Origin of the sequence: Mesorhizobium sp. L2C066B000 (assembly GCF_000502335.1) — a bacterium.
Taxonomy (GTDB): Bacteria; Pseudomonadota; Alphaproteobacteria; order Rhizobiales; family Rhizobiaceae; genus Mesorhizobium.
Genome location: NZ_AYWZ01000004.1, coordinates 346,009 through 365,796, shown reverse-complemented (window position 1 = coordinate 365,796; position 19,788 = coordinate 346,009). Strand labels below are relative to the sequence as shown.

Here is a 19,788-nt window from a genome sequence, read left to right as displayed (position 1 = left end):
CCGCCCTTTTTACAAAATAGGCAATGATGCCTCAGGCCGTGCCGAAAGCACTGGCGCCGTGGTCGGCGCGGCCGACCAGCTGGCGGAAACCGGCGAACAGCTCGCGGCCGAAACCGAACTCGTTGCCGATGAGATCAATGTCGGCCGTGCGGCGCAGCGCGAGCTCGGGCCCCGGCACCAGCACTTCCAGCGTGCCGGCATCGGCGTCGAGCCGGATGATGTCGCCGTCATGGATCCTGGCGATCGGCCCTTCCTCGACCGCTTCCGGCGTTACATGGATCGCCGCCGGCACCTTGCCGGAAGCGCCAGACATGCGCCCGTCCGTGACCAGCGCGACGCGCTGGCCACGATCCTGCAGGATGCCGAGCACGGTGGTCAGCTTGTGCAGTTCCGGCATGCCGTTTGCCTTTGGGCCCTGGAAGCGGATGACGGCGATGAAGTCGCCGGTCAGCGTGCCGGCCTTGAAGGCTTCGTTCAGTCCCTGCTGGCTGTCGAACACCTTGGCCGGCGCCTCGATGACGCGGCGTTCCGGCTTCACGGCGGACGTCTTGATGACGGCGTGGCCGAGATTGCCGGCGAGCACTTTCAGGCCGCCGGTCGGCTGGAAGGCCTTCTTGAACGGCGCCAGCACCTTCTCGTCACCGCTCTGCAGCGGCGAGGCTTCACGCACGACGCCGCCATCTTCGCCGAGCCGGGCCTCGACCGCATAGGGCCTCAGGCCTTCGCCCCATACCGTCTGCACATCCTCATGCAGGATGCCTTCGTCGAGCAATTCGCGGATCAGGAAGCCGAGCCCGCCGGCGGCATGGAAATGGTTCACGTCGGCAAGCCCGTTCGGATAGACGCGCGCGAGAAGCGGCACCGCTTCCGACAGGTCGGAAATGTCCTGCCAGGTAAGCGTGATGCCGGCCGCCGCGGCCATGGCGATGAGATGGATGGTGTGGTTGGTAGAGCCGCCGGTGGCGTGCAGGCCGACGACGCCATTGACGAAAGAGCGCTCGTCGATCATGCGGCCGACCGGCGTGTAGGCGTTGCCGAGCGCGGTGATCGCCAGGGCTCGCCTGGTCGCCTCGCGCGTCAGCGCGTCGCGCAGCGGCGTGCCTGGATTGACGAAGGACGCGCCGGGCGTATGCAGGCCCATGATCTCCATCAGCATCTGGTTGGAATTGGCGGTGCCATAGAACGTGCAGGTGCCCGGCCCGTGATAGGATTTGGACTCCGCTTCGAGCAGTTCTGCGCGTCCGGCCTTGCCCTCGGCATAGAGCTGGCGAACCTTGGCCTTCTCGTCGTTGGGCAGGCCCGTCGTCATCGGCCCGGCCGGCACGAACACCGCCGGCAGATGGCCGAAGGTGAGAGCCGCGATCACCAGCCCCGGCACGATCTTGTCGCAGACGCCGAGATAGACGGCGGCGTCGAACATGTTGTGCGACAGGCCGATCGCCGCCGACATGGCGATGACGTCGCGCGAAAACAGCGACAGCTCCATGCCGGGCTGTCCCTGGGTCACGCCGTCGCACATGGCGGGCACGCCGCCGGCCACTTGCGCGATGCCGCCAACTTCCTTCGCGGCTTCCTTGATCAGCGCCGGGAAGGTTTCGAAGGGCTGATGCGCCGACAGCATGTCATTGTAGGAGGTGATGACGCCGAGGTTCGGCACCTTGTCGGCGCCGAGCGCCAGCTTTTCAGACGGGCTGCAGACGGCAAAGCCATGCGCGAGGTTGCCGCAAGACAGGACGCCGCGGTTGGCGGTGCGGCTGGAGGCCTCGGCGATGCGGCCGAGATAGCGCTCGCGGCCGGCTTTCGAGCGTTGGCGGATGCGTTCCGTGATGGCTTCGATGTCGCGTCTGGCTGTCATGGTCGGTCCTTTCGAGCCCCGGAAGAACGTCCTCCACCGTCTGCCGGGACTACTTTGCGTGAAATCAGGGTGCCCAGAACACCTCTACCGGGGTGGGTGCCGCTTCGAGCACTTTGCGGATGGGCTTTTTCGCGCCCGGTCCCATCGCATCGTCGAAGGCGGTGCGCTTGTCCTCGCCTTCTATATGCAGCGCGATGAAGCCGGCGTCGACGATCCGCGCCAGCGGCAGCGTCAACCGGGGTTCGCCGGCGCTTGCCGCGTGAACCGGCAGCACGATCCTTGATGAGGCTGGGTCGAGCAAATCGCCGAGATTCTCGGCGTCGGGAAAGAACGAGGCGGTGTGGCCGTCGCCGCCCATGCCGAGCACGACGACATCGAGGGGCCAGGGCAGAGCCTTCAGCGCCGCATCGTCGGCCGCCGCGGCGGTCTCGATGCTTGCCGCCTCATGGTAGAGCGGCACGAAGTGCGCGGCAGCCGCCTTGTTCTGCAGCAGGTTGGCCGCCACCAGCCCCGCATTCGAGCGCGGCGAGGAGGCCGGCACGAACCGTTCGTCGACCAGCGTCACCGTCACCTTGTTCCAGGCGATCGGAATGGCCGAAAGTGCTGCAAAGAACTTTGCCGGCGTGGTGCCGCCGGAAACGGCAAGCAGGGCCGTGCCGCGCTCGTCGATGGCCTTGGTCAGGCGCGCCGCGACATTGCCGGCAAGGGCTGCCGCCAGATCCTGGCGCCCGGCAAAGCCGTTCCAGTTATAGACGGGCTCGCTCAATTGCTTTCGTGCCATGTCCGCCCGTCGCGTTCGATCAGCGCAATCGAGGCCGAGGGACCCCATGTGCCGGCCGTATAGCCTTGCGCCTCCTGCCTGGCGCTTTCCCAGGCGTTCTGGATCGGGTCGATCCACTTCCATGCCGCCTCGACTTCGTCGCGGCGCATGAACAGCGTCTGGTTGCCGCGGATAACATCCATGATCAGCCGTTCATAGGCGTCCGGCGCGCGACCGTCGAAAGATGTTGCAAAGCTCATGTCGAGCGGGATCTGGCGCAGCCGCATGCCGCCCGGGCCTGGATCCTTGATCATGATGAACTGCTTGACGCCTTCGTCGGGCTGCAGCCGGATCACCAGTTGGTTGGCTGAGATCGGCCCGGCGCTGTCGCCGAAGATCGAATGCGGGATCGGCTTGAACTCGATGACGATTTCCGAAACGCGGGTCGCCAGCCTTTTGCCGGTCCGGAGATAGAACGGCACGCCGGCCCAGCGCCAATTGCCGATCTCGGCCTTGATGGCGACGAAGGTCTCGGTGGAGCTGTCTTTGCCGAGTTCCTCGACATAGCCTTTCACCGCGCCGCCTGCAGAGGCGCCGGCGCGGTACTGCCCGCGCACGGTGTGCTTGGGTGCCTCATTGCCGTTGATGCGCTTCAGCGCCCGCAGCACCTTCAGCTTCTCGTCGCGCACGGCATCGGCATCCATCGACGATGGCGCCTCCATGGCAACCAGGCAGAGCAGCTGCAGCATGTGGTTCTGCACCATGTCGCGCAGCGCGCCGGCCTTGTCGTAGTAGGTGACGCGGTCTTCAAGACCGACGGTCTCGGCCACCGTGATCTGCACATGGTCGATATGGGCAGAATTCCAAAGCGGCTCATAGAGCGCGTTGGCAAAGCGCAGCGCCATCAGGTTCTGCACCGTCTCCTTTCCGAGATAGTGGTCGATGCGGAAGATCTGGCTTTCGTGGAAGTCGTCTCCAACCACGTCGTTGAGCTTGCGCGCCGAATCGAGGTCGCGGCCGATCGGCTTCTCCAGCACGATGCGTGAATTCGGCGTGATGAGATTGTGGGCTTTCAGCTGGTGCGAGATGTCGCCGAACAGCGCCGGCGCAACCGCCAGATAGAAAGCGCGAATGCGGTCGCTTTCGCCGATCGCCTTTTTCAGCTTGTCGAAGCCGGCACCCGTCGTCGCGTCGGCCGATACGTAGGACAGCCGGGCAAGAAATGTCTTGAGTTCCTCGGCGTCGATGTCGGCCGGCTTCACATGCTGGGAAATCGCCTGCTTGGCGAAAGCCTGGAATTCCTCGTCGCTCATCTTGGAGCGCGAGGTGCCGATGATGCGGGTCGGCTCGGAAAACTGGTGGTCGCGCTGGCGGTGGTAGAGCGAGGGCAGCAGCTTGCGTTCCGACAGGTCGCCGGTGCCACCGAAAATGATGAAGTCGAAAGGCTCGACGGGAATGATCTGGCTGGTCATGGTCTGTCCGCTTTGACGCCGCTCGCTGTGACGCGGCAGGATATAATCTAATCGATTTAAACTATCCAGTGCCATGGTGTCACATCAAGGCCAAATCACTGCATATTGATTCGCTCCAAATGTGCCTTGACACTGGCTGCCACCCGGAGGCTTTTCGTCAAGCGATGGTCCCGGGGCTTTCGCGCCTGCAACATAAAGCGGGAATGTGACGAAAGCTAATGCGTGTCGCCCAGAAGTGCGAAGCGGTTCTGGGAGACAGACACGCATCAAACAAAAAGGAAAAATGCGCTTGCGAGGTGGGTCTTCAATGAGCGGAAAAAGCATGCGTCTGGAAAACAAGGTTGCCGTCATCACGGGTGCTGCGTCAGGTTTCGGCGAAGGCATGGCCAGGCGCTTTGCCGAAGAGGGCGCCAAGGTCGTCGTCGCCGACCTCAACGCCAAGGGCGCGGAGCGCGTTGCAGCAGAGATCGGCCAGGCCGCGATCTGGACCCAGACCGACGTTTCGCAGCGTTCCGAATTCGACGAGATGGTCTATGCCGCAAAAAGCGCCTTCGGCCGCATCGATATCATGGTCAACAATGCCGGCTACACCCATCGCAATGGCGACATGCTCGACGTCGACGAGGCGACCTTCGACCTGATCACTTCAGTCAACATGAAGGCGATCTACCACGCCGCACTTGCCGTGGTGCCGATCATGGAGCGGCAGGGCGGCGGCGTCATCCTGACCACGGCTTCGACCGCCGGTCTGCGGCCGCGTCCGGGGCTCACCTGGTACAATGCCTCGAAGGGCTGGGCGATCACCGCGACCAAGTCGATGGCGGTCGAACTCGCGCCCAAGAACATCCGCGTGAACTGCCTTTGCCCGGTCGCCGGCGAGACCGGCATGCTGGAGAAATTCATGGGCACTGACACGCCCGAGATCCGCGAGAAATTCCGTGCCTCGATACCGCTCGGCCGTCTGTCGACGCCGCTCGATATCGCCAACGCTGCGCTTTGGCTTGCGTCGGACGAAGCCGCCTTCATCACCGGCGTGGCGCTGGAGGTCGACGGCGGCCGCTGCATTTGAGCAATTCGGGAAGTACCTCGCTGTTCGCAATGCACGGCAGACAGAGCAACGTCGGCAAAAGTTCGCATCGGTGCGCCGGCCGGCCGAGGAACGAACAGTTGACGTCGTCACGCCGGACCCCAGTTTGACTTCTCGATCACCCGAAAGGCATAACGGGATCGTGGATAGTGTTGGCGGGTGATGAAGATCAGGCAGCAGAAAAGTCGCTATGATCTGGGATGGCGGCTGCGGCTTTACCTGGCCACGCGTGCGCGGGCGCGAAGCAAGGCAATTTTCATCGGCGTTACCGGAAGCTCCGGCAAGACGACGGCGGGAAGCCTGCTTGGACACATCCTGGCTGGCCACGGTTCGGTCCACACACAGGTTCTGGCCAACACTATGAAGGTGTTGGTTCGAACGCTTTACAAGCGCCTGAGGAAGGCCGGCAAAGTCGATTACGTCGTTTTCGAAGCCGGCGCTTCCGACTTCGGCACGATCAGCGCCATGGCGCAGATGCTGAAGCCGAGTGTGGCGGTGGTTACGATGATCCGTCTGGAGCATTTCGGCAAGTTCAGGACTCTGGAAGCTGTGGCGGGAGAGAAGCGGGCGCTGGTCGAGGCACTCCAACCCGATGGACTTGCGGTTCTCAATTGCGATGACCCACTGGTGATCGGCATGGCGTCTGGCGCGAAATGCCGGATTGCGACCTTCGGCCAGTCCGGCGAGGCAGACTACCGCGTGAGTGACGTGCATGCCGCGTATCCGGAATTGCTGCGGTTCACCCTTCATTGGCGCAGTGGCAGCCTGAATATTCAAGCGCCTTTTCCCGGCGAGCAATTCTGGCTGCCGACTGCAGCGGCTGTTGCCGCCGCCTTGGAACTTGGCGTCCCGCCAGAGCAAGTCGTAGCGAGAACGGCATCGTTTGCACCACTGCCCAACCGCTCTACGGTGCAAGAGGTATCAGCGGGTCCGAAATTCCTGGTCGATACGGCCAAAGCGCCCTGGCATTCGCTCAACATTGCCCTGGAGATGATCGCAAAGGCCAAGGTCGCTCGCAAGCGCATTGTGCTTGGGCAGATATCCGACTTCGCCGGCTCGCCGAGGAAATACGGCAGTGCATACAAGATCGCGCGCGAAATCGCCGATGAGGTCATCTACACGGGCGACAATGCGCATCGCTCGCGCGCCAGCCAGGCCGACCGCGACAGCGGCCGGTTCATTGAGCTTCGCAGTCCCAAGGAAGTTTCGGATCACATCAAACAGACGGCGGTCCCAGGAGAACTGATTCTGCTGAAAAGTTCGTCTAACCTTCATCTGGAAAGGATCGCGCTCGCCTGGACGCACGATGTGAAATGCTGGACCCCGCTATGCGGCAAGTCCGAAAGCTGCCAAATGTGCGGCCTCTATGAGGTGCCGTTCGAGGAACACCGGGATTTCCTGGTGAAGCGCCAACTTGCTCGCAGAAGACACCGTTTCAGATGGCTGCTCGGCGGCTGACCAGATCTGGCGGCTTCGTCTGTGTCTCAAGCTCCGGTCTTGATGTAGCTCTTGTAGATCCAGCCGCGCTTGCCGTTGTAGACGATCTGGCACCATTTCTTGCAACTCATCACCTGCACCGATGACTTGGCGGGCACGGTGCCGATGGCGGCGGCGTTTTTCTGCGGACCGCTGCGCATTGTCACTGTCCTGAGGATGCGTCCGGTGCCGGCTGCAGCAGCCACCTTCTGTGGCTTGGCCTTGGTCTGGGTATCGTTCGTTGCGGCGGAAGATTGCTCGTCTGGAAGTTGCGGTTTTGGCGTCGGTATGGCGGCGGTTTCCGCGTCGTCGTCATTGGCGGCAGCAGCGACCTTTGACAGCTGCGTCGTGGCGTCGCCCTGGGCCGCCGGTTCTTCGAATGCCGCGGCATCGGACGGTTTGGCGGCAGCCTGCTCGGCAGGCGCCTGATCGGATGGCGTCGCGGCAGGGTCGCTGTTGGATTGCGCCGCAGTCCAGCGCGGATCGTTGGCCGACAGCGGCGGCATCGCAGCCCCACCCACAGCGACCGTCGATGAAACCGCGTCGCCCTTGCGCGCGGCTTGTGGCGCCGCTACCGCGGTAGCCGTCGCCGCGACCGGGGCAATCTTGGTCGTCTTGACCGGAAAAGTCGGAACGTTCTGCTGTGTGCTGGCGATCGCTTGCCGGTCGTTGGCCGGCAATGCCAGCCAAAGCGCTATGCCCGCCACACCAAGCAGCGCTGCGGTGCCGACCGCGGCGATCACCAGATGCGAATTCGTGCGCACCCCCTGCCAGAAGGAGGGCCGCATGTCATAACCGAATTGCATGGCGAAGCGCCGACGTTCCGGCGCGCCGAAACTGAAGGGCTCGTTCACTCTTGCCACCTCCAAAAGATGAGCCGGTGTTCTTTCGATCGGCGCCGGCAGCCCGGCATTCGATCGGCATCGGTCCCAACAACAAAGCGGGCAGGCCCGCAGAAATCCCCGTTCAATCGCCCAGAACCGGCATCCTTTGCCCTTGATTGTGGCATCAGTGCGCCCTCAGGGGAATTGTGCGCTCTTGTTAAGGATTCTGCAACGTCTCGCTGCGGCAACCAACAGCTCAATAGAATCGGCTCAGTACCAGCCACGGCTGATATGAGATACTTTCCCTATATTCGGTCCCTCAGGGCAAACCAGTTCAGTGCCAAGAACAATAATGGCGTTCTAAATCGCCGGCCGCCGGGAAAAGCCGGGATGTTCAGGTCCTCGATCAGCTTCAGTCTGTCGCGGTTGCCGGCGACGGTCTGGGCATAGAGCTTGCCGAAGAAGTTCGACAGCATCACGCCGTGGCCGGAATAGCCTCCGGCCGAGATCACATTGGGCATCACCTCGCGCACGAACGGTTTCCTGGGCATGGTGATGCCGACATAGCCGCCCCAGCCATGGGTGATCTCGACATCGCTCAGTTCCGGATAAAGCTCGGCTATTGCCGGCGGATATGGACATGGATGTCCTTCGGATCGTTGACGCCATAGACCTCGCGCCCGCCGAACAGCAGCCTTCCATCCCTGGATTTGCGGAAATAACGCACGACGAAACGCGAATCGTCGACCGCCTCGCCGCCCGGCAGCACTTTCGAATCGACGCCCAGCGGCACCGTCGCGCCGATGAAGGAACCGATGGGCATGATGTGCGCGGCACTCACCGGCTCGAGCGTGCCGCCATAGGCATTTACACCGATCAGGCATTTCTGGGCGGTGATGGTTCCTCTCGAAGTCGTCACCCTGACCTTGCCGCCGCTGGAGGTAACACCGGTCGATAGTGTCTGCTCGAACAGGTGCGCGCCGGCCGCTGCCGCGACCTTTGCCGTGCCGATCACCAGTTTCATCGGGTGGATGTGTCCGGTGCCGGTGTCGCGGGTGCCGCCGAAGTAGCGTGTGGAGCCCAGCCGTTCGGCCGTTTCCCTGGCATCCATGAAGGCGATGTGCGGATAATTGAAGCGGCCCGCCATGATCTCGGCATGCGCCTTGTAGTCGTCGAGATAACGCGGCTTGTGCGCCACGGACAACTGGCCGGGCATATAGTCGATGTCGATCTGGTTGACGGCGGCGAATTCGAGCAGGTGCGCTTTCGCCTCCTCGGCAAGGTCGAACAGCGCCTTGGCGCGGGAGAAGCCGTATTCGGCCTCCATCTCTTCGGCCCAGGCGCGCTGGCCCGTGCCGAGTTGGCCGCCATTGCGCCCTGAAGCGCCGTCGCCGAAGCGATGCGCCTCGATCAGAACGACGTCGGCTCCCGCCTTGGCCAAATGAGCGGCCGCCGACAGCCCGGTGAAGCCACCGCCGACGACGACGACGTCGCAGCTGCGGTCGCCGTCCAGGGCAGGGTACTCAGGGCGTGGTCCGGCTGTGTCTTCGTACCAGGAGCGACCGGGGGAGATAGGTGATTGGTAAGGCATGGGGACACCAGCCAATGGTGAATGGTGAATGGCTGCGAGACGCACGACGTCTGCGCTCATCCATCCAATATGAAACTACTCACCATTCACTATTCACCATTCACACGACGAAGTCGCCGCTCACACGTTGAGCAACAGATACTCCCGCTCCCACGGGCTGATCACTTCCATGAAGGTCTCGAACTCCGCCCGCTTGATCGCTGCATAGGTTGCGGCAAAGGACTTGCCCAAAAGGGCGCACAGCTCCTCGTCGCCCTCAAACAGGTCGACGGCTTCGAGCAGGCCGCGCGGCAGGTCGATCTCATCGGCGTTTGCGGTGGTCAGCACCGGAGGCTCGGCCTTGATCTTGTTGGTGATGCCGATCAGCCCGCAGGCAAGTGAGGCCGCCAGCGCCAGATAGGGGTTGGCGTCGGAAGACGGGATGCGGTTTTCGACACGCCGCGCCGCCGGATCCGAGCGCGGCACGCGGAACGCCGTGGTGCGGTTGTCATAGCCCCATTTGTTGTTGACCGGCGCCGAGGCCGACTGCGTCAGCCGGCGGTAGGAATTGACGTAAGGGGCAAACATCACCAGCGCGTTCGGCACATGCTTCTGCATGCCGCCGATGAAATGGAAGAAGTCGTCGGTTTCCGAGCCGTCCTTCGCCGAAAAGATATTCAGCCCGGTCTTCTTGTCGATGATCGACTGGTGGATGTGCATGGCAGAACCTGGCTGGCCCTGGATCGGCTTGGCCATGAAGGTGGCATAGATCTCATGCTTGAGCGCTGCCTCGCGGATGGTGCGTTTGAACATGAACACCTGGTCGGCGAGCTCGACCGGATCGCCGTGACGCAGATTGATCTCGAGCTGGCCGGCGCCTTCCTCGTGGATCAGCGTGTCGATCTCCAGGCCCTGGCTTTCGGAGAAATGGTAGATGTCGTCGATCAGTTCGTCGAACTCGTTGACGCCGGCGATCGAATAGCCGGCGCCGCCGCCGATTGCCCGTCCGGAACGCCCGACGGGTGGGGTCAACGGATAATCCGGGTCGGGGTTCTTGCGCACCAGATAGAATTCGATCTCGGGCGCCACCACCGGCTTCAGCCCGCGCTTGTCATAGGCTGCTACCACGCGCTTCAGGACGTTGCGCGGCGTGAACTCGACCGAACGGCCATCCTGATGGACGAGGTCGCAGATGACGGCGGCCGTCGGGTCTTCTTCCCACGGCACGACGGTCAACGTCGACAGATCCGGCATAAGCTTCAGGTCGCCATCATCCTCCGGATAGTGGAAACCGTTGCCATCCTCGGGATAGCCGCCCGAAATCGTCGTCATGAACACTGCCGATGGCAGCGCCAGCGAGGTGTTGGAAGTGAATTTCTTCGACGGCATCATCTTGCCGCGCGCGACGCCAGCCTGATCAGGCGTGATGCATTCTATGTCTTCGATGCCGCGCCATTCCAGCCAAGCGCTGACTTCCTTCCAGTTCTTCACGCCGCGTTGATTTTTCACGAAGGCAGGCGTTCGGACGCGTCCTCCGCGGGTCGACGGACGGACTTCCTTTTTCGCAGGCGGCATCATTCACCAGTTTGGGTTGCAATTATCACAGTATAGCTGTTGCCGGTGATGGAAGGGAAGGGGAGCCGGCCCGATAGGTGCGGCAACGAGGCTGGACGGCCTCTGTCAGACGGCCTTGCCGGGCAGCGCATTTGCATCCAGCCATCTGCGCAAGGCACCGGCATAGAGCCTGCGCCATCCGCTTTGCGGCGCGGTCAGGAACCAGGATTGGCTGAGGTCCCAGCTGTCTGCGCACAGATCCCTGAGCCTTGTGTTGATGATGCCTTTGCCGGATAGCGGATAGACCGAGAATTCGGAAAAGAAGATCGCGCCGTCGATTTCGTAGAAATCGCAACGCATGTGATCGAACGGCACGGTCAGCCGCTCGGCGATGGCAAGCATGCGCGGGAAGGATGCCGGCAGGTCGATCCGGACCCACTGGGGGCCGCTGCCTGGCGGTGGCGGCGCATAGGTTCCGTCCCGGTCGAAATGACATTTCTGTTCGTTGCCGTGCTCATCCCGACGTGCGGCATAGACATAGGCCGTCGTCCCGTTGGACACGTGGAATTTGTACTCCAAAGCGACAGGCTGACTGTCCTGAAGGAGCATCTCTTCCACAAGGATGCGCCTGCTGGCGTACTTGTAGCCCCATTCGCCGAATTTCCTGCCGTAGCGACGGCGCATCCAGCGAGCTGTACGCCGGCGCAGCCTGGCTCTGTCCACCTCACCGTTGCGCACCATCATGTTCCAGCGGCAGCCATGATTGGCCTTCACCATGACATTGCCGGCAAGAACCTCCGCCGGAATCTTTGTTGCGTCTTCCCCGGACCATAGGACCTCGGCAGTCTTTAGTTCGGGGCAGGTGGACAAAGCGTAGGTTTTCGAGGCGAGCTTGTCGCAAGCTGTCGTGAAAAACGGATTGTGATCGAAAAGCTTTCGCCACAGGAACTTGTCTGCATAGGAAGCCGGTCTCGCCGGATCCGGCAGCATGCCGCTATGGTCGAATGTGCGTTTGCAAATCATGGGATGGCGCACCAGGCACCATGCCCGCGCCAGGGCGAGGATCACTCGATCGCTCTTTCCAAGAGCCGACACGATCAGCCCAGCTGCCGGGTCGAAGATGAACCGTCTCGTCGGGCGACGAACACGTCTCTGGTCATGTTTCGCGAGATGCTCGTGCGGCCGATGACCTCTAGCCGAGGGTCAAGTGTGCGTTCCGCATTTTCAGCCCAAAGCCTGCCTAGCGAAACAGGCTCCCACAAAACGATCTGCACAGTCTCGGCCGCGGTATCGGCGATACGAGACACGACAGCTGCCTTAGGCGAAACCATGCTCGCGACATAGACAACCTGAGCGTCGCTGTAATCATAATCGCATCCGTCGCACAGCTCGGCCCGCATGCGCGCATAGCTGAGCTTGGCGGCGAGCCTGTTTGCCGTTTCGACGGCTTCGGGAACGATGTCGAGGCCGATGATCTCAGGGACAGTTGTCTGGTCGTGAATACGGAACATGGTGAACGGTCGCCCGCCGCAGCCGACCATGACAGCGCGGCGGCAATTATTGAAATCGACATGATCGAAGACTTCGTCGAGGCGGTTATAGGCATCCTTTGATGACAGCACGCCGATGCTTGTTTTCCCCGCTGCGATCTGTCTGAACGATGCCGGACCGCTCAGGTCCTGATCCAGCATCTGCCTGATCTCGGCGGCATCTTGCGCCTGCACCATCTTGCCGAATGCGGCGGTCAGCGCCGGTCGGTGCGAAAGGATCTCCGGGTAGGTTTCAAGCAACGCCTCGCCGGTATCGTGTCCCATGGCGATGCCAAGATCTCGGATGGCATTTATGAGTTCGGTCGGAGCGCGACCTGGCAAGGAGCTCAGAATTTGCTCCAGTTCACGCTTCCAGGCGCCCAATTCCGGCATTGTTGCCCACCATTCCCCTTGCCGTAGCTAGCAGTGCGCGGCGACAACGTCTACATCACTGCCTTCACTTGAAACGGGACAGTCGACCATGCCCCTGACCACCATCGGCTTCGACGCCGACGACACGCTGTGGCAGAACGAACAGTTCTTCCGCCTGACCGAGAAGCACTTTGCAGCCCTGCTCGCCGATCATGCCGAGNGCCGTCTACGGCTTCGGCATCAAGGGCTTTACCTTGTCGATGATCGAGACTGCGATCGACGTGACCGAGGGCCGCGTTCCGGCCTCGACCATCGCCGAAATCCTGGCTGCCGGCCGCGATATGCTCGGCCATCCTGTCGAGGCGTTGCCGCATGCGCGTGAGACCGTGGAAAGGCTCGCCGGCGCCTACCATCTGGTGCTGATCACCAAGGGCGATCTGTTCGACCAGGAGCGCAAGCTGGCGGCGTCCGGCCTTGGCGACCTGTTCGATGCCGTCGAGATCGTCAGCGACAAGAGCGCCGCCACCTATGCCAGGATCTTTGGCCGTCACGGCAGCCCGCAGACCAGCATGATGGTCGGCAATTCGCTCAAGTCGGACGTGGTGCCGGCCATCGAGGCCGGCAGCTGGGGTGTGTATGTGCCGCACGAGCTGACCTGGGTGCTCGAACACGTCGAGCCGCCGGTCGAGGCACCGCGTTTTCGTCAGCTTGTAGATCTTGGCGAACTGCCGGCTTTGATCGAGAGCATCGGCAAGGAAGGCTGACCGCCCGCACGCGTTCGGGCGGATTGCGATCAGCCGCGCCCGAGACTGATCAGCCGGTCGACCACCGGCTGCAGCCTTTCGGTGGTGATCGGCTTGGTTACCACCACATCGACCACGCTCGACAGACCCAGGCTGTCGGGCGTGCCGGTCTTGGTTGAAAGCAGGATCACCTTGGGGAGCGACCGCCCAGATGTCCGCCGCAAGGCGTCGATGGCCGCAATCAGCGCGCGGCAGTCCTCGTTGTCGGGGCCGCCATCGAGAACGACGGCGCCCGGAATGAGGGTTCGCAATGTCTTGGCCGCCATTTCGGGCGACTCGGAGATCGGCTTCAGTCCGGACTTCTCGACGATCTTCGACACCACCACCCGGTTGATCGGCGATTTTCCAACGACCAGCACGTGGGAGAAATCCGTTGATATCTCGGAGTTCGCGTCCCTGCTTGACGAATTCAGATGTTTGGCGGTGTCGGTCTCGCGGTTCACAGGGCACATGGGCGGGGCGGGCACTCGGCGCTGCTTCAATGCAGGGTTGAAATCCGAGAGCCAATTGGCGTGAGATCGCCCGCCATGTCAAGCTGAAATGACGGACCTGCGAAATATAGCCGGAAATATTAAACCCCCGAGACAAGGTCTGTTTTCGAACTGTAGTTAAGTTTACGCTCAAAAGCAAAAGTCACCCGCGCTGAAAACCCGCGGGTGACGTTGAAATCGGCCAGTGAGCGGCGGGGTCCATAGGTTCCACAAGCACAAAGCTTCCGTTAGGGAAGATCAGCCGTGACTCTTCTGCGTGACGATCACCGGGATCAGCAGGTCGCCCCAATTGCCGTCGCCGCCATGATGCCGGGCCGAGCGCACCAGTTCCACCGAGACGCCGGCCTCCACTGCCTTCATCACCGATTGATTGAGCCGGTGCAGGTCGTTGGCCAGCATGCGGATGGTCGCCTGTTGGTCGACACTCATCGTGGTGGACTGCTCTTCTGCACGTTCCTTGACGCGGCTTATCGATGCCATTTTCTTCTCCCTTGCCCTTCGGGCGTTTCCTCTGTTGGTTATGTCGATCGGTTCATTCCGCTGCCGGCTTGAACTGGACGTGCTCGGTCGATTCATGCATGGCGGTGGTCGACGACTGGCCGCCGCTGATTGCCATCGACACGGCGTCGAAATAGCCGGTGCCGACCTCGCGCTGGTGCTTGGTCGCGGTGTAGCCGTGGACTTCGGCCGCGAACTCGGCTTCCTGCAACTCGGAATAGGCCGCCATCTGCCGCGCCTTGTAGCCGCGGGCCAGCTCGAACATGCCGAAATTGAGCTGGTGGAACCCGGCCAATGTGATGAACTGGAACTTGTAGCCCATGGCGCCGAGCTCGCGCTGGAACTTGGCGATCGTCGCGTCGTCGAGGTTCTTCTTCCAGTTGAACGACGGCGAGCAATTATAGGCGAGCAGCTTGCCCGGATGATGCCTGCGCACGCCTTCGGCGAATTTCTTGGCCTGCGCCAGATCGGGCTTGGATGTTTCGCACCAGATCAGGTCGGCATGCGGCGCATAGGCAATGGCGCGCGCGATGCACGGTTCGATGCCGTTCCTGACCTGGTAGAAGCCTTCAACCGTGCGGCCGGCATCGTAGTCGACGAAAGGCTGGTCGCGCTCGTCAATGTCGGAGGTCAGAAGCTTTGCCGCTTCCGCATCGGTGCGTGCCACGACTAGCGTCGGCGTGCCCATCACGTCGGCCGCCAGACGCGCCGCGTTGAGGTTGCGGATATGCGCGGCGGTCGGGATCAGCACTTTGCCGCCGAGATGGCCGCACTTCTTCTCAGAGGCCAGCTGGTCCTCATAGTGGACGCCGGCAGCGCCCGCCTCGATGAACGCCTTCATGATCTCGAAGGCGTTGAGCGGTCCGCCGAAGCCGGCCTCGGCATCGGCGACGATCGGCGCGAACCAGGTTTCGACCGACAGGCCGTTGCCTTCCGAGGTCTCGATCTGATCGGCGCGCTGCAGCGTGCGGTTGATGCGCTTGACCAGTTCGGGCGCCGCATTGGCGGGATAGAGCGACTGGTCCGGATACATGGCCGACGCGGTGTTGGCGTCGGCGGCGACCTGCCAGCCCGAGAGATAGATTGCCTTCAGCCCGGCACGCACCTGCTGCATCGCCTGGTTGCCCGACATGGCGCCGAGTGCATTGACGAAGTCTTCCTCGTGGATGAGCTTCCACAGCCGGTTGGCGCCCATTTCGGCAAGACTCTGGCGTATCTGGACCGACCCGCGCAGCCGCTTCACATCGTCCGGCGAATAGGCTCGTTCGATGCCGTCGAAGCGGCCTTCGGGCGCGGATGGGACAAGATTGTAAAAATCAGTCATTGGTCACTCCAGATCAATCGATGCCAGTGTCTTGAAACGCCGCGCCCCTGGGATGGTGTGCGTCGTCTGTGTGTGACATCATTTACATTGCGCCGTGACGAGAGCGAGGAAAACCGCCATTTCCGGTAGAAAATAAGAGAAAACCTGTGTTGTGTTTGACTGCTTGCCGCTGTAAACCTGTCATGATTGTAAAAAGATAGTGCGCCGTTCATCGCTCGCAAGTCGTGTAAATTCCTGTCAAGGAAAGCCGGTGGCCGACCAGAAGATATTCGCCGGGCCGCGCATCCGCCGCATCCGCATCGCCAAAGGCCTGACCCAGACGGCGATGGCCGAGGGGCTCGGCATCTCGCCGTCCTATCTCAACCTGATCGAGCGCAACCAGCGGCCGCTGACGGTGCAACTGATCCTGAAGCTGGCCTCTGTCTACAAGGTCGACCCGCATGAATTGCAGGGTGAGGCGAGAGGGTCGATCTCGGCCTTGAAGGAAGTGTTCGGCGACCCGCTGCTTGCCGGTGAGCTGCCGGGCGACCAGGAACTGATCGAACTGGCCGAGGCAGCCCCCAACGCATCGGCTGCGATGATAAAACTGTTTCGCGCTTACCGCGAGCAGGCCGAGCGGCTGTCCGATCTCAACGAGCTTCTGGCGCGCGAGGGCCGCGCCACGGCGCTGTCCGGTGCGCGGCTGCCGATCGACGAAGTGCACGAGATTTTCGAGCGCCGGCCGAACCATTTTGCAGCACTGGAGGAAGAGGCCGAGGCCTTCACCTCGATGCTCGACCCCGGCGACGATCTGTTCGGCGCGCTGAAGGCGTGGCTGAAGCGCGAGTATGGCATCGTCGTCAAGGTTCTGCCGGTCGCCACCATGCCGAACTGGCGCCGCCGTTATGACCGTCATTCGCAGCGTCTTTTTCTATCGGAGCGGCTGTCGCCGTTCGACCAGTTGCGCGAAGTCGCCATGGAGGCCTGCCTGATCCGCATGACGGTCGCGATCGCCGGCGAAATTCAGGCGCTGAAGCTCGGTACGGACGAAGCCCGCCGGCTCGCCCGCTTCGAGTTCGGCCGCTACGCCGCCCATGCCTTGATGATGCCCTATCAGGCCTTTCATGCCGCCGCCGTGCGGGCTCGTTACGACATCGATGTGCTGCGCTCGCGTTTCGGCGTCTCCTTCGAACAGGCGGCGAACCGCCTGACCATGCTGCAGCGTCCTGGCTTGTCCGGAGTGCCGTTCTTCATGCTCGAGGTCGACAATGCCGGCAACCGCTTCCGCAAGGCCGGCGGCCAGGGCTTTCCGCAAAGCCGCTTTGGCGGCGGCTGCCCGAAACTGCCGGTCCATGCCGCTTTCGCTTCGCCTGGCCAGATCCTGGTCGAGGCGGTGGAAATGCCCGACGGCGCCGAGTTCCTCTGCATCGCACGCACGCTCGAGGGGCCGCAGGGTTCGTTCTCCGAGCGCCCGCGCCGCACCGCGCTGCTGTTGGGCTGCGATATCGGCTTTCGCGACGAGATCGTCTATGGCGCCGGGCTGCCGGCAAAGGCCGGACAGGGCGCCGCCACGCCGGTCGGTCCCGCTTGTCGGCTGTGCGAACGCATCGGCTGCCTCGCCCGCGCCGAGCCGCCGGTGACCCGTCCGCTGGGCCTGGACGAGATGGCGACGGGCCTGAGCGCCTTCGATTTCCAGTGATGCTTCTCGGGCAGGAGGTCGCGGAAGACCGCAGCTGTTTGCGCTAAGCAATAGAGCGCGGCCCGAACCATCGCCGAACCAAATATTGATTAAGCATCGGCGCTGCGCTATCGAAGGTGAGCTGCAGGGCAGCCAAGGGGGGACGGCTTATGAACAGGAAAGCTTTGTGGCTTGGCGTGGCGCTTGCCCTTTTGGCGGGGCCTGTTCTGGCAGAAAAATCCTCGGAATTCTTCAAGGACTATCAACAGTATAGTGACGACGGCAAGGCATTCCTGGACAAGATCGATCCAAAGACCGGCGCGGTCGACCTTCCCGAAGGCATCCATCTCGATCTCAAGGACAAGTTCTATTTTCTGGGCAAGAAGGACGCGACGTCCGTCCTGACCGAGGCCTGGGGCAATCCGGCTGATACCGCGTCCGAAGCAATCGGCATGATCTTCCCGGCCAAGTACGAGCCCATCGCCGGCAACGGTTGGGGCATCGAATTGCGCTATGAAAAGATCGGCCATGTCGATGACGCCGACGCCGCATCCATCGACTACACCGAATTGCTGAGCAGCATGCAGGCGGACACATTGTCGGCCAACGATCAGCGGGTGAAGGACGGCTTTCCCCCGATCAAGCTGATCGGCTGGGCCTCGCCGCCGGTCTATGATTTCGTCCACAAGCGGCTGCACTGGGCCAAGGAACTGCAGTTCGGAGACGATACCGTCCACACGCTCAATTACGACGTCCGTTTCCTCGGCCGGGAAGGCGTCTTCGTGATGAGCTACATCGCTACGGTTGAACAATTGCCGGAGATCAAGCAGAGCCTGGACGAAGTGCTGGGCGTGGCGGACTTCAACACCGGCAAGAAATACACCGATTTTCTGCCAGGCACCGACACGGTCGCCGCGGTTGGCATTGGCGGCCTCATCGCTGGAAAACTCGCGGCAAAGGCCGGCCTGATTGCGGTCGCGCTCATCGCCCTGAAAAAGTTCGGCATTCTGCTGCTGGTACCCTTGGCTGGTCTTTGGCGCTTTATCCGCGGCAACAAGGGCACGTCCTAGAAACGGCGGTGTTTGCCCGTATGGCTGCCGGTTGGCGGTGCGCCAAAGGGAATGCCGGGCTGGATCACCTCCGGCGGTAGCCTATGCGCTAGGCGAATGCGGCACGTTTCTGTCGTCCATTGTGCATCATGCCGCCCCGAGATAGCCGACAGTCGCACCCCATGACCGATACCGCATCTTCTCCAATCGCCGCATCGCCGATCGTCTCGCCGCGCGAAGAGCGGGTCGGCTTGCTGCTGGTGTTCCTGTCGGCGCTGATGTGGAGCTTTGGCGGCACCATCGCCCGCTTCATCGACACCGCTGACAGTTGGACGGTGGTGTTCTGGCGCTCGCTGTGGGCGGCTGTGTTCCTGATTTGCTTCATGGCCTGGCGCGACGGCTGGCGCGGCATGTTGCGGCTGTTTCGCGACATGGGCCTGCCCGGCCTTGCCGTGGCCGTCTGTTTCGCCACGGCGTCGACGTGCTTCGTTGTCGCGCTCGCCTACACCACCGTTGCCAATATCCTGTTGATGCAGGCCGGTGTGCCGCTGCTGGCGGCATTGCTTGCCTGGGTGCTGTTTCGCGAACGCGTCGCCGTCGCGACCTGGGTGGCGATCGCCGCCGTCATCGCCGGCGTCGCCATCATGGTGTCGGAATCGCTCGACGGCGCCGTATCGCCGATCGGCGACGGGCTGTCGCTGCTGATCGCCGTCATGTTCTCGATTGCCACCGTCATCACCCGGCGCTTCGCCCATGTGCGCATGACGCCGGCGACGTGCCTCGGCACGATGCTGGCAGCGGCTTTCGCCGCATCGCAAGCCACGCAGTTTGCCACGTCGGCCCACGACATGGCTTTCCTGTTTGCCTTCGGCGTCATCAATCTCGGCCTGGGCCTTGCCTTCTTCGCCACCGGCGCGAGGCTGGTTCCGGCGGCGATCGCAGCACTCCTCGGCACGTTCGAGCCGATCCTCGGACCGATCTGGGTCTGGCTCGTTCATGGCGAGGTGCCCTCGGTGCGCACCATCATCGGCGGCGCGGTGGTGGTCGCCGCGCTGCTCGTCCATATCGCGCTTGAATTCAAGCGCCAGGCGAGACCTGCACGGCCGGGGACCACCGGCCTGCCATCCCCTAATTGACCCGCCTTTCCCTTGGTTGAGCCCGTCTTCCCTAATTACGCCCGTCTTTCCCCAATTAGCGAAGCCGCACGCCCTATTGACCGAGCTTCCCCGCGCGGCCCATTGACAACCTTGCTGCGGCACGGGCAGGCTGGGGCACGGCAACAACAAGACAGGCTTATCTTGCCAAGTGTCCCCGCCGGTCGGACCAAGACCGGACCACAGCGTCGTATCCCTGCCAGCGCCGCGGCGAAAGCCTCTGACGGCGTCAGCGCGCCCGCCATGCGGGCACACAGAGCCATCATCTGCCGCTCGTCGAACCGCCCGGACGGCGCTGGCAGTTCATGCTTGT

Annotated in this window: 15 protein-coding genes and 2 pseudogenes; 6 read left to right on the top strand and 11 right to left on the bottom strand. The window is 62.5% G+C overall.

From position 1 onward, the window contains the following. Positions 1 to 31: 31 nt before the first annotated feature. The 3 genes from edd to zwf form a co-directional block, all read right to left on the bottom strand. Positions 32 to 1,855 (bottom strand): phosphogluconate dehydratase, encoded by a 1,824-nt coding sequence (gene edd, locus X733_RS152205; RefSeq protein ID WP_023747208.1) that lies wholly within the window; start codon positions 1,853 to 1,855, stop codon positions 32 to 34. Positions 1,856 to 1,919: 64 nt separating this feature from the next. Next, positions 1,920 to 2,636: a 6-phosphogluconolactonase gene (pgl, locus tag X733_RS152210; protein WP_023701816.1), complete on the bottom strand. Its 717-nt coding sequence runs from the start codon at positions 2,634 to 2,636 to the stop codon at positions 1,920 to 1,922. Further along, on the bottom strand, positions 2,618 to 4,087 hold the full coding sequence (gene zwf / locus X733_RS152215; protein ID WP_023669307.1) for a glucose-6-phosphate dehydrogenase: 1,470 nt from the start codon (positions 4,085 to 4,087) through the stop codon (positions 2,618 to 2,620). Before zwf ends, pgl begins: the two co-directional genes overlap by 19 nt. Before the next feature lie 322 nt (positions 4,088 to 4,409). Between zwf and X733_RS152220 the strand changes: the two genes are divergently transcribed. Then, positions 4,410 to 5,156, top strand: a complete 747-nt coding sequence (locus tag X733_RS152220) for an SDR family oxidoreductase (protein ID WP_027049416.1) — start codon at positions 4,410 to 4,412, stop codon at positions 5,154 to 5,156. A 180-nt stretch (positions 5,157 to 5,336) separates the two neighbouring features. After that, positions 5,337 to 6,632: a Mur ligase family protein gene (locus X733_RS152225; RefSeq protein WP_031193252.1), complete on the top strand. Its 1,296-nt coding sequence runs from the start codon at positions 5,337 to 5,339 to the stop codon at positions 6,630 to 6,632. A gap of 26 nt (positions 6,633 to 6,658) precedes the next feature. On the opposite strand, the gene X733_RS152230 is transcribed toward X733_RS152225, so the two are convergent. The 5 genes and pseudogenes from X733_RS152230 to X733_RS152245 all read right to left on the bottom strand — a co-directional run bounded on the left by X733_RS152230 (position 6,659) and on the right by X733_RS152245 (position 12,520). Next, complete coding sequence (locus X733_RS152230; RefSeq protein WP_023692384.1) at positions 6,659 to 7,504, bottom strand: SH3 domain-containing protein; 846 nt, start codon at positions 7,502 to 7,504, stop codon at positions 6,659 to 6,661. 275 nt (positions 7,505 to 7,779) lie between these two features. Continuing rightward, positions 7,780 to 9,065 (bottom strand): annotated as a pseudogene (locus tag X733_RS01000000166190) (FAD-binding oxidoreductase). Positions 9,066 to 9,185: 120 nt separating this feature from the next. Next, a complete protein-coding gene (locus X733_RS152235) occupies positions 9,186 to 10,622 on the bottom strand; it encodes a glutamine synthetase family protein (RefSeq protein WP_023669313.1) in 1,437 nt (478 codons plus the stop codon). A 102-nt stretch (positions 10,623 to 10,724) separates the two neighbouring features. Continuing rightward, positions 10,725 to 11,666, bottom strand: coding sequence for an ATP-grasp fold amidoligase family protein (locus tag X733_RS152240; RefSeq protein ID WP_023832755.1), 942 nt, complete (start codon positions 11,664 to 11,666; stop codon positions 10,725 to 10,727). Positions 11,667 to 11,695: 29 nt separating this feature from the next. Then, positions 11,696 to 12,520: a class I SAM-dependent methyltransferase gene (locus X733_RS152245; RefSeq protein ID WP_023711778.1), complete on the bottom strand. Its 825-nt coding sequence runs from the start codon at positions 12,518 to 12,520 to the stop codon at positions 11,696 to 11,698. An 88-nt stretch (positions 12,521 to 12,608) separates the two neighbouring features. Between X733_RS152245 and X733_RS01000000166185 the strand changes: the two are divergent. Further along, positions 12,609 to 13,263: pseudogene (locus tag X733_RS01000000166185) on the top strand (HAD family hydrolase). Positions 13,264 to 13,292: 29 nt separating this feature from the next. Here the strand turns inward: X733_RS01000000166185 and X733_RS152250 are convergent. The 3 genes from X733_RS152250 to aceA all read right to left on the bottom strand — a co-directional run bounded on the left by X733_RS152250 (position 13,293) and on the right by aceA (position 15,615). Then, a complete protein-coding gene (locus tag X733_RS152250) occupies positions 13,293 to 13,754 on the bottom strand; it encodes a response regulator (RefSeq protein ID WP_023751977.1) in 462 nt (153 codons plus the stop codon). 276 nt (positions 13,755 to 14,030) lie between these two features. Next, positions 14,031 to 14,273, bottom strand: a complete 243-nt coding sequence (locus X733_RS152255) for a hypothetical protein (protein WP_023669318.1) — start codon at positions 14,271 to 14,273, stop codon at positions 14,031 to 14,033. A gap of 52 nt (positions 14,274 to 14,325) precedes the next feature. Further along, positions 14,326 to 15,615: an isocitrate lyase gene (gene aceA, locus X733_RS152260; protein WP_023751978.1), complete on the bottom strand. Its 1,290-nt coding sequence runs from the start codon at positions 15,613 to 15,615 to the stop codon at positions 14,326 to 14,328. A 250-nt stretch (positions 15,616 to 15,865) separates the two neighbouring features. On the opposite strand from aceA, the gene X733_RS152265 reads away from it, so the two are divergent. The 3 genes from X733_RS152265 (at position 15,866) to X733_RS152275 (ending at position 19,457) form a co-directional block, all read left to right on the top strand. Next, positions 15,866 to 17,293: a helix-turn-helix domain-containing protein gene (locus X733_RS152265; protein WP_023727761.1), complete on the top strand. Its 1,428-nt coding sequence runs from the start codon at positions 15,866 to 15,868 to the stop codon at positions 17,291 to 17,293. 149 nt (positions 17,294 to 17,442) lie between these two features. Then, on the top strand, positions 17,443 to 18,342 hold the full coding sequence (locus tag X733_RS152270; protein ID WP_031193251.1) for a DUF2167 domain-containing protein: 900 nt from the start codon (positions 17,443 to 17,445) through the stop codon (positions 18,340 to 18,342). A gap of 161 nt (positions 18,343 to 18,503) precedes the next feature. Further along, complete coding sequence (locus X733_RS152275; protein WP_023689324.1) at positions 18,504 to 19,457, top strand: DMT family transporter; 954 nt, start codon at positions 18,504 to 18,506, stop codon at positions 19,455 to 19,457. The last annotated feature ends 331 nt before the right edge of the window (positions 19,458 to 19,788 follow it).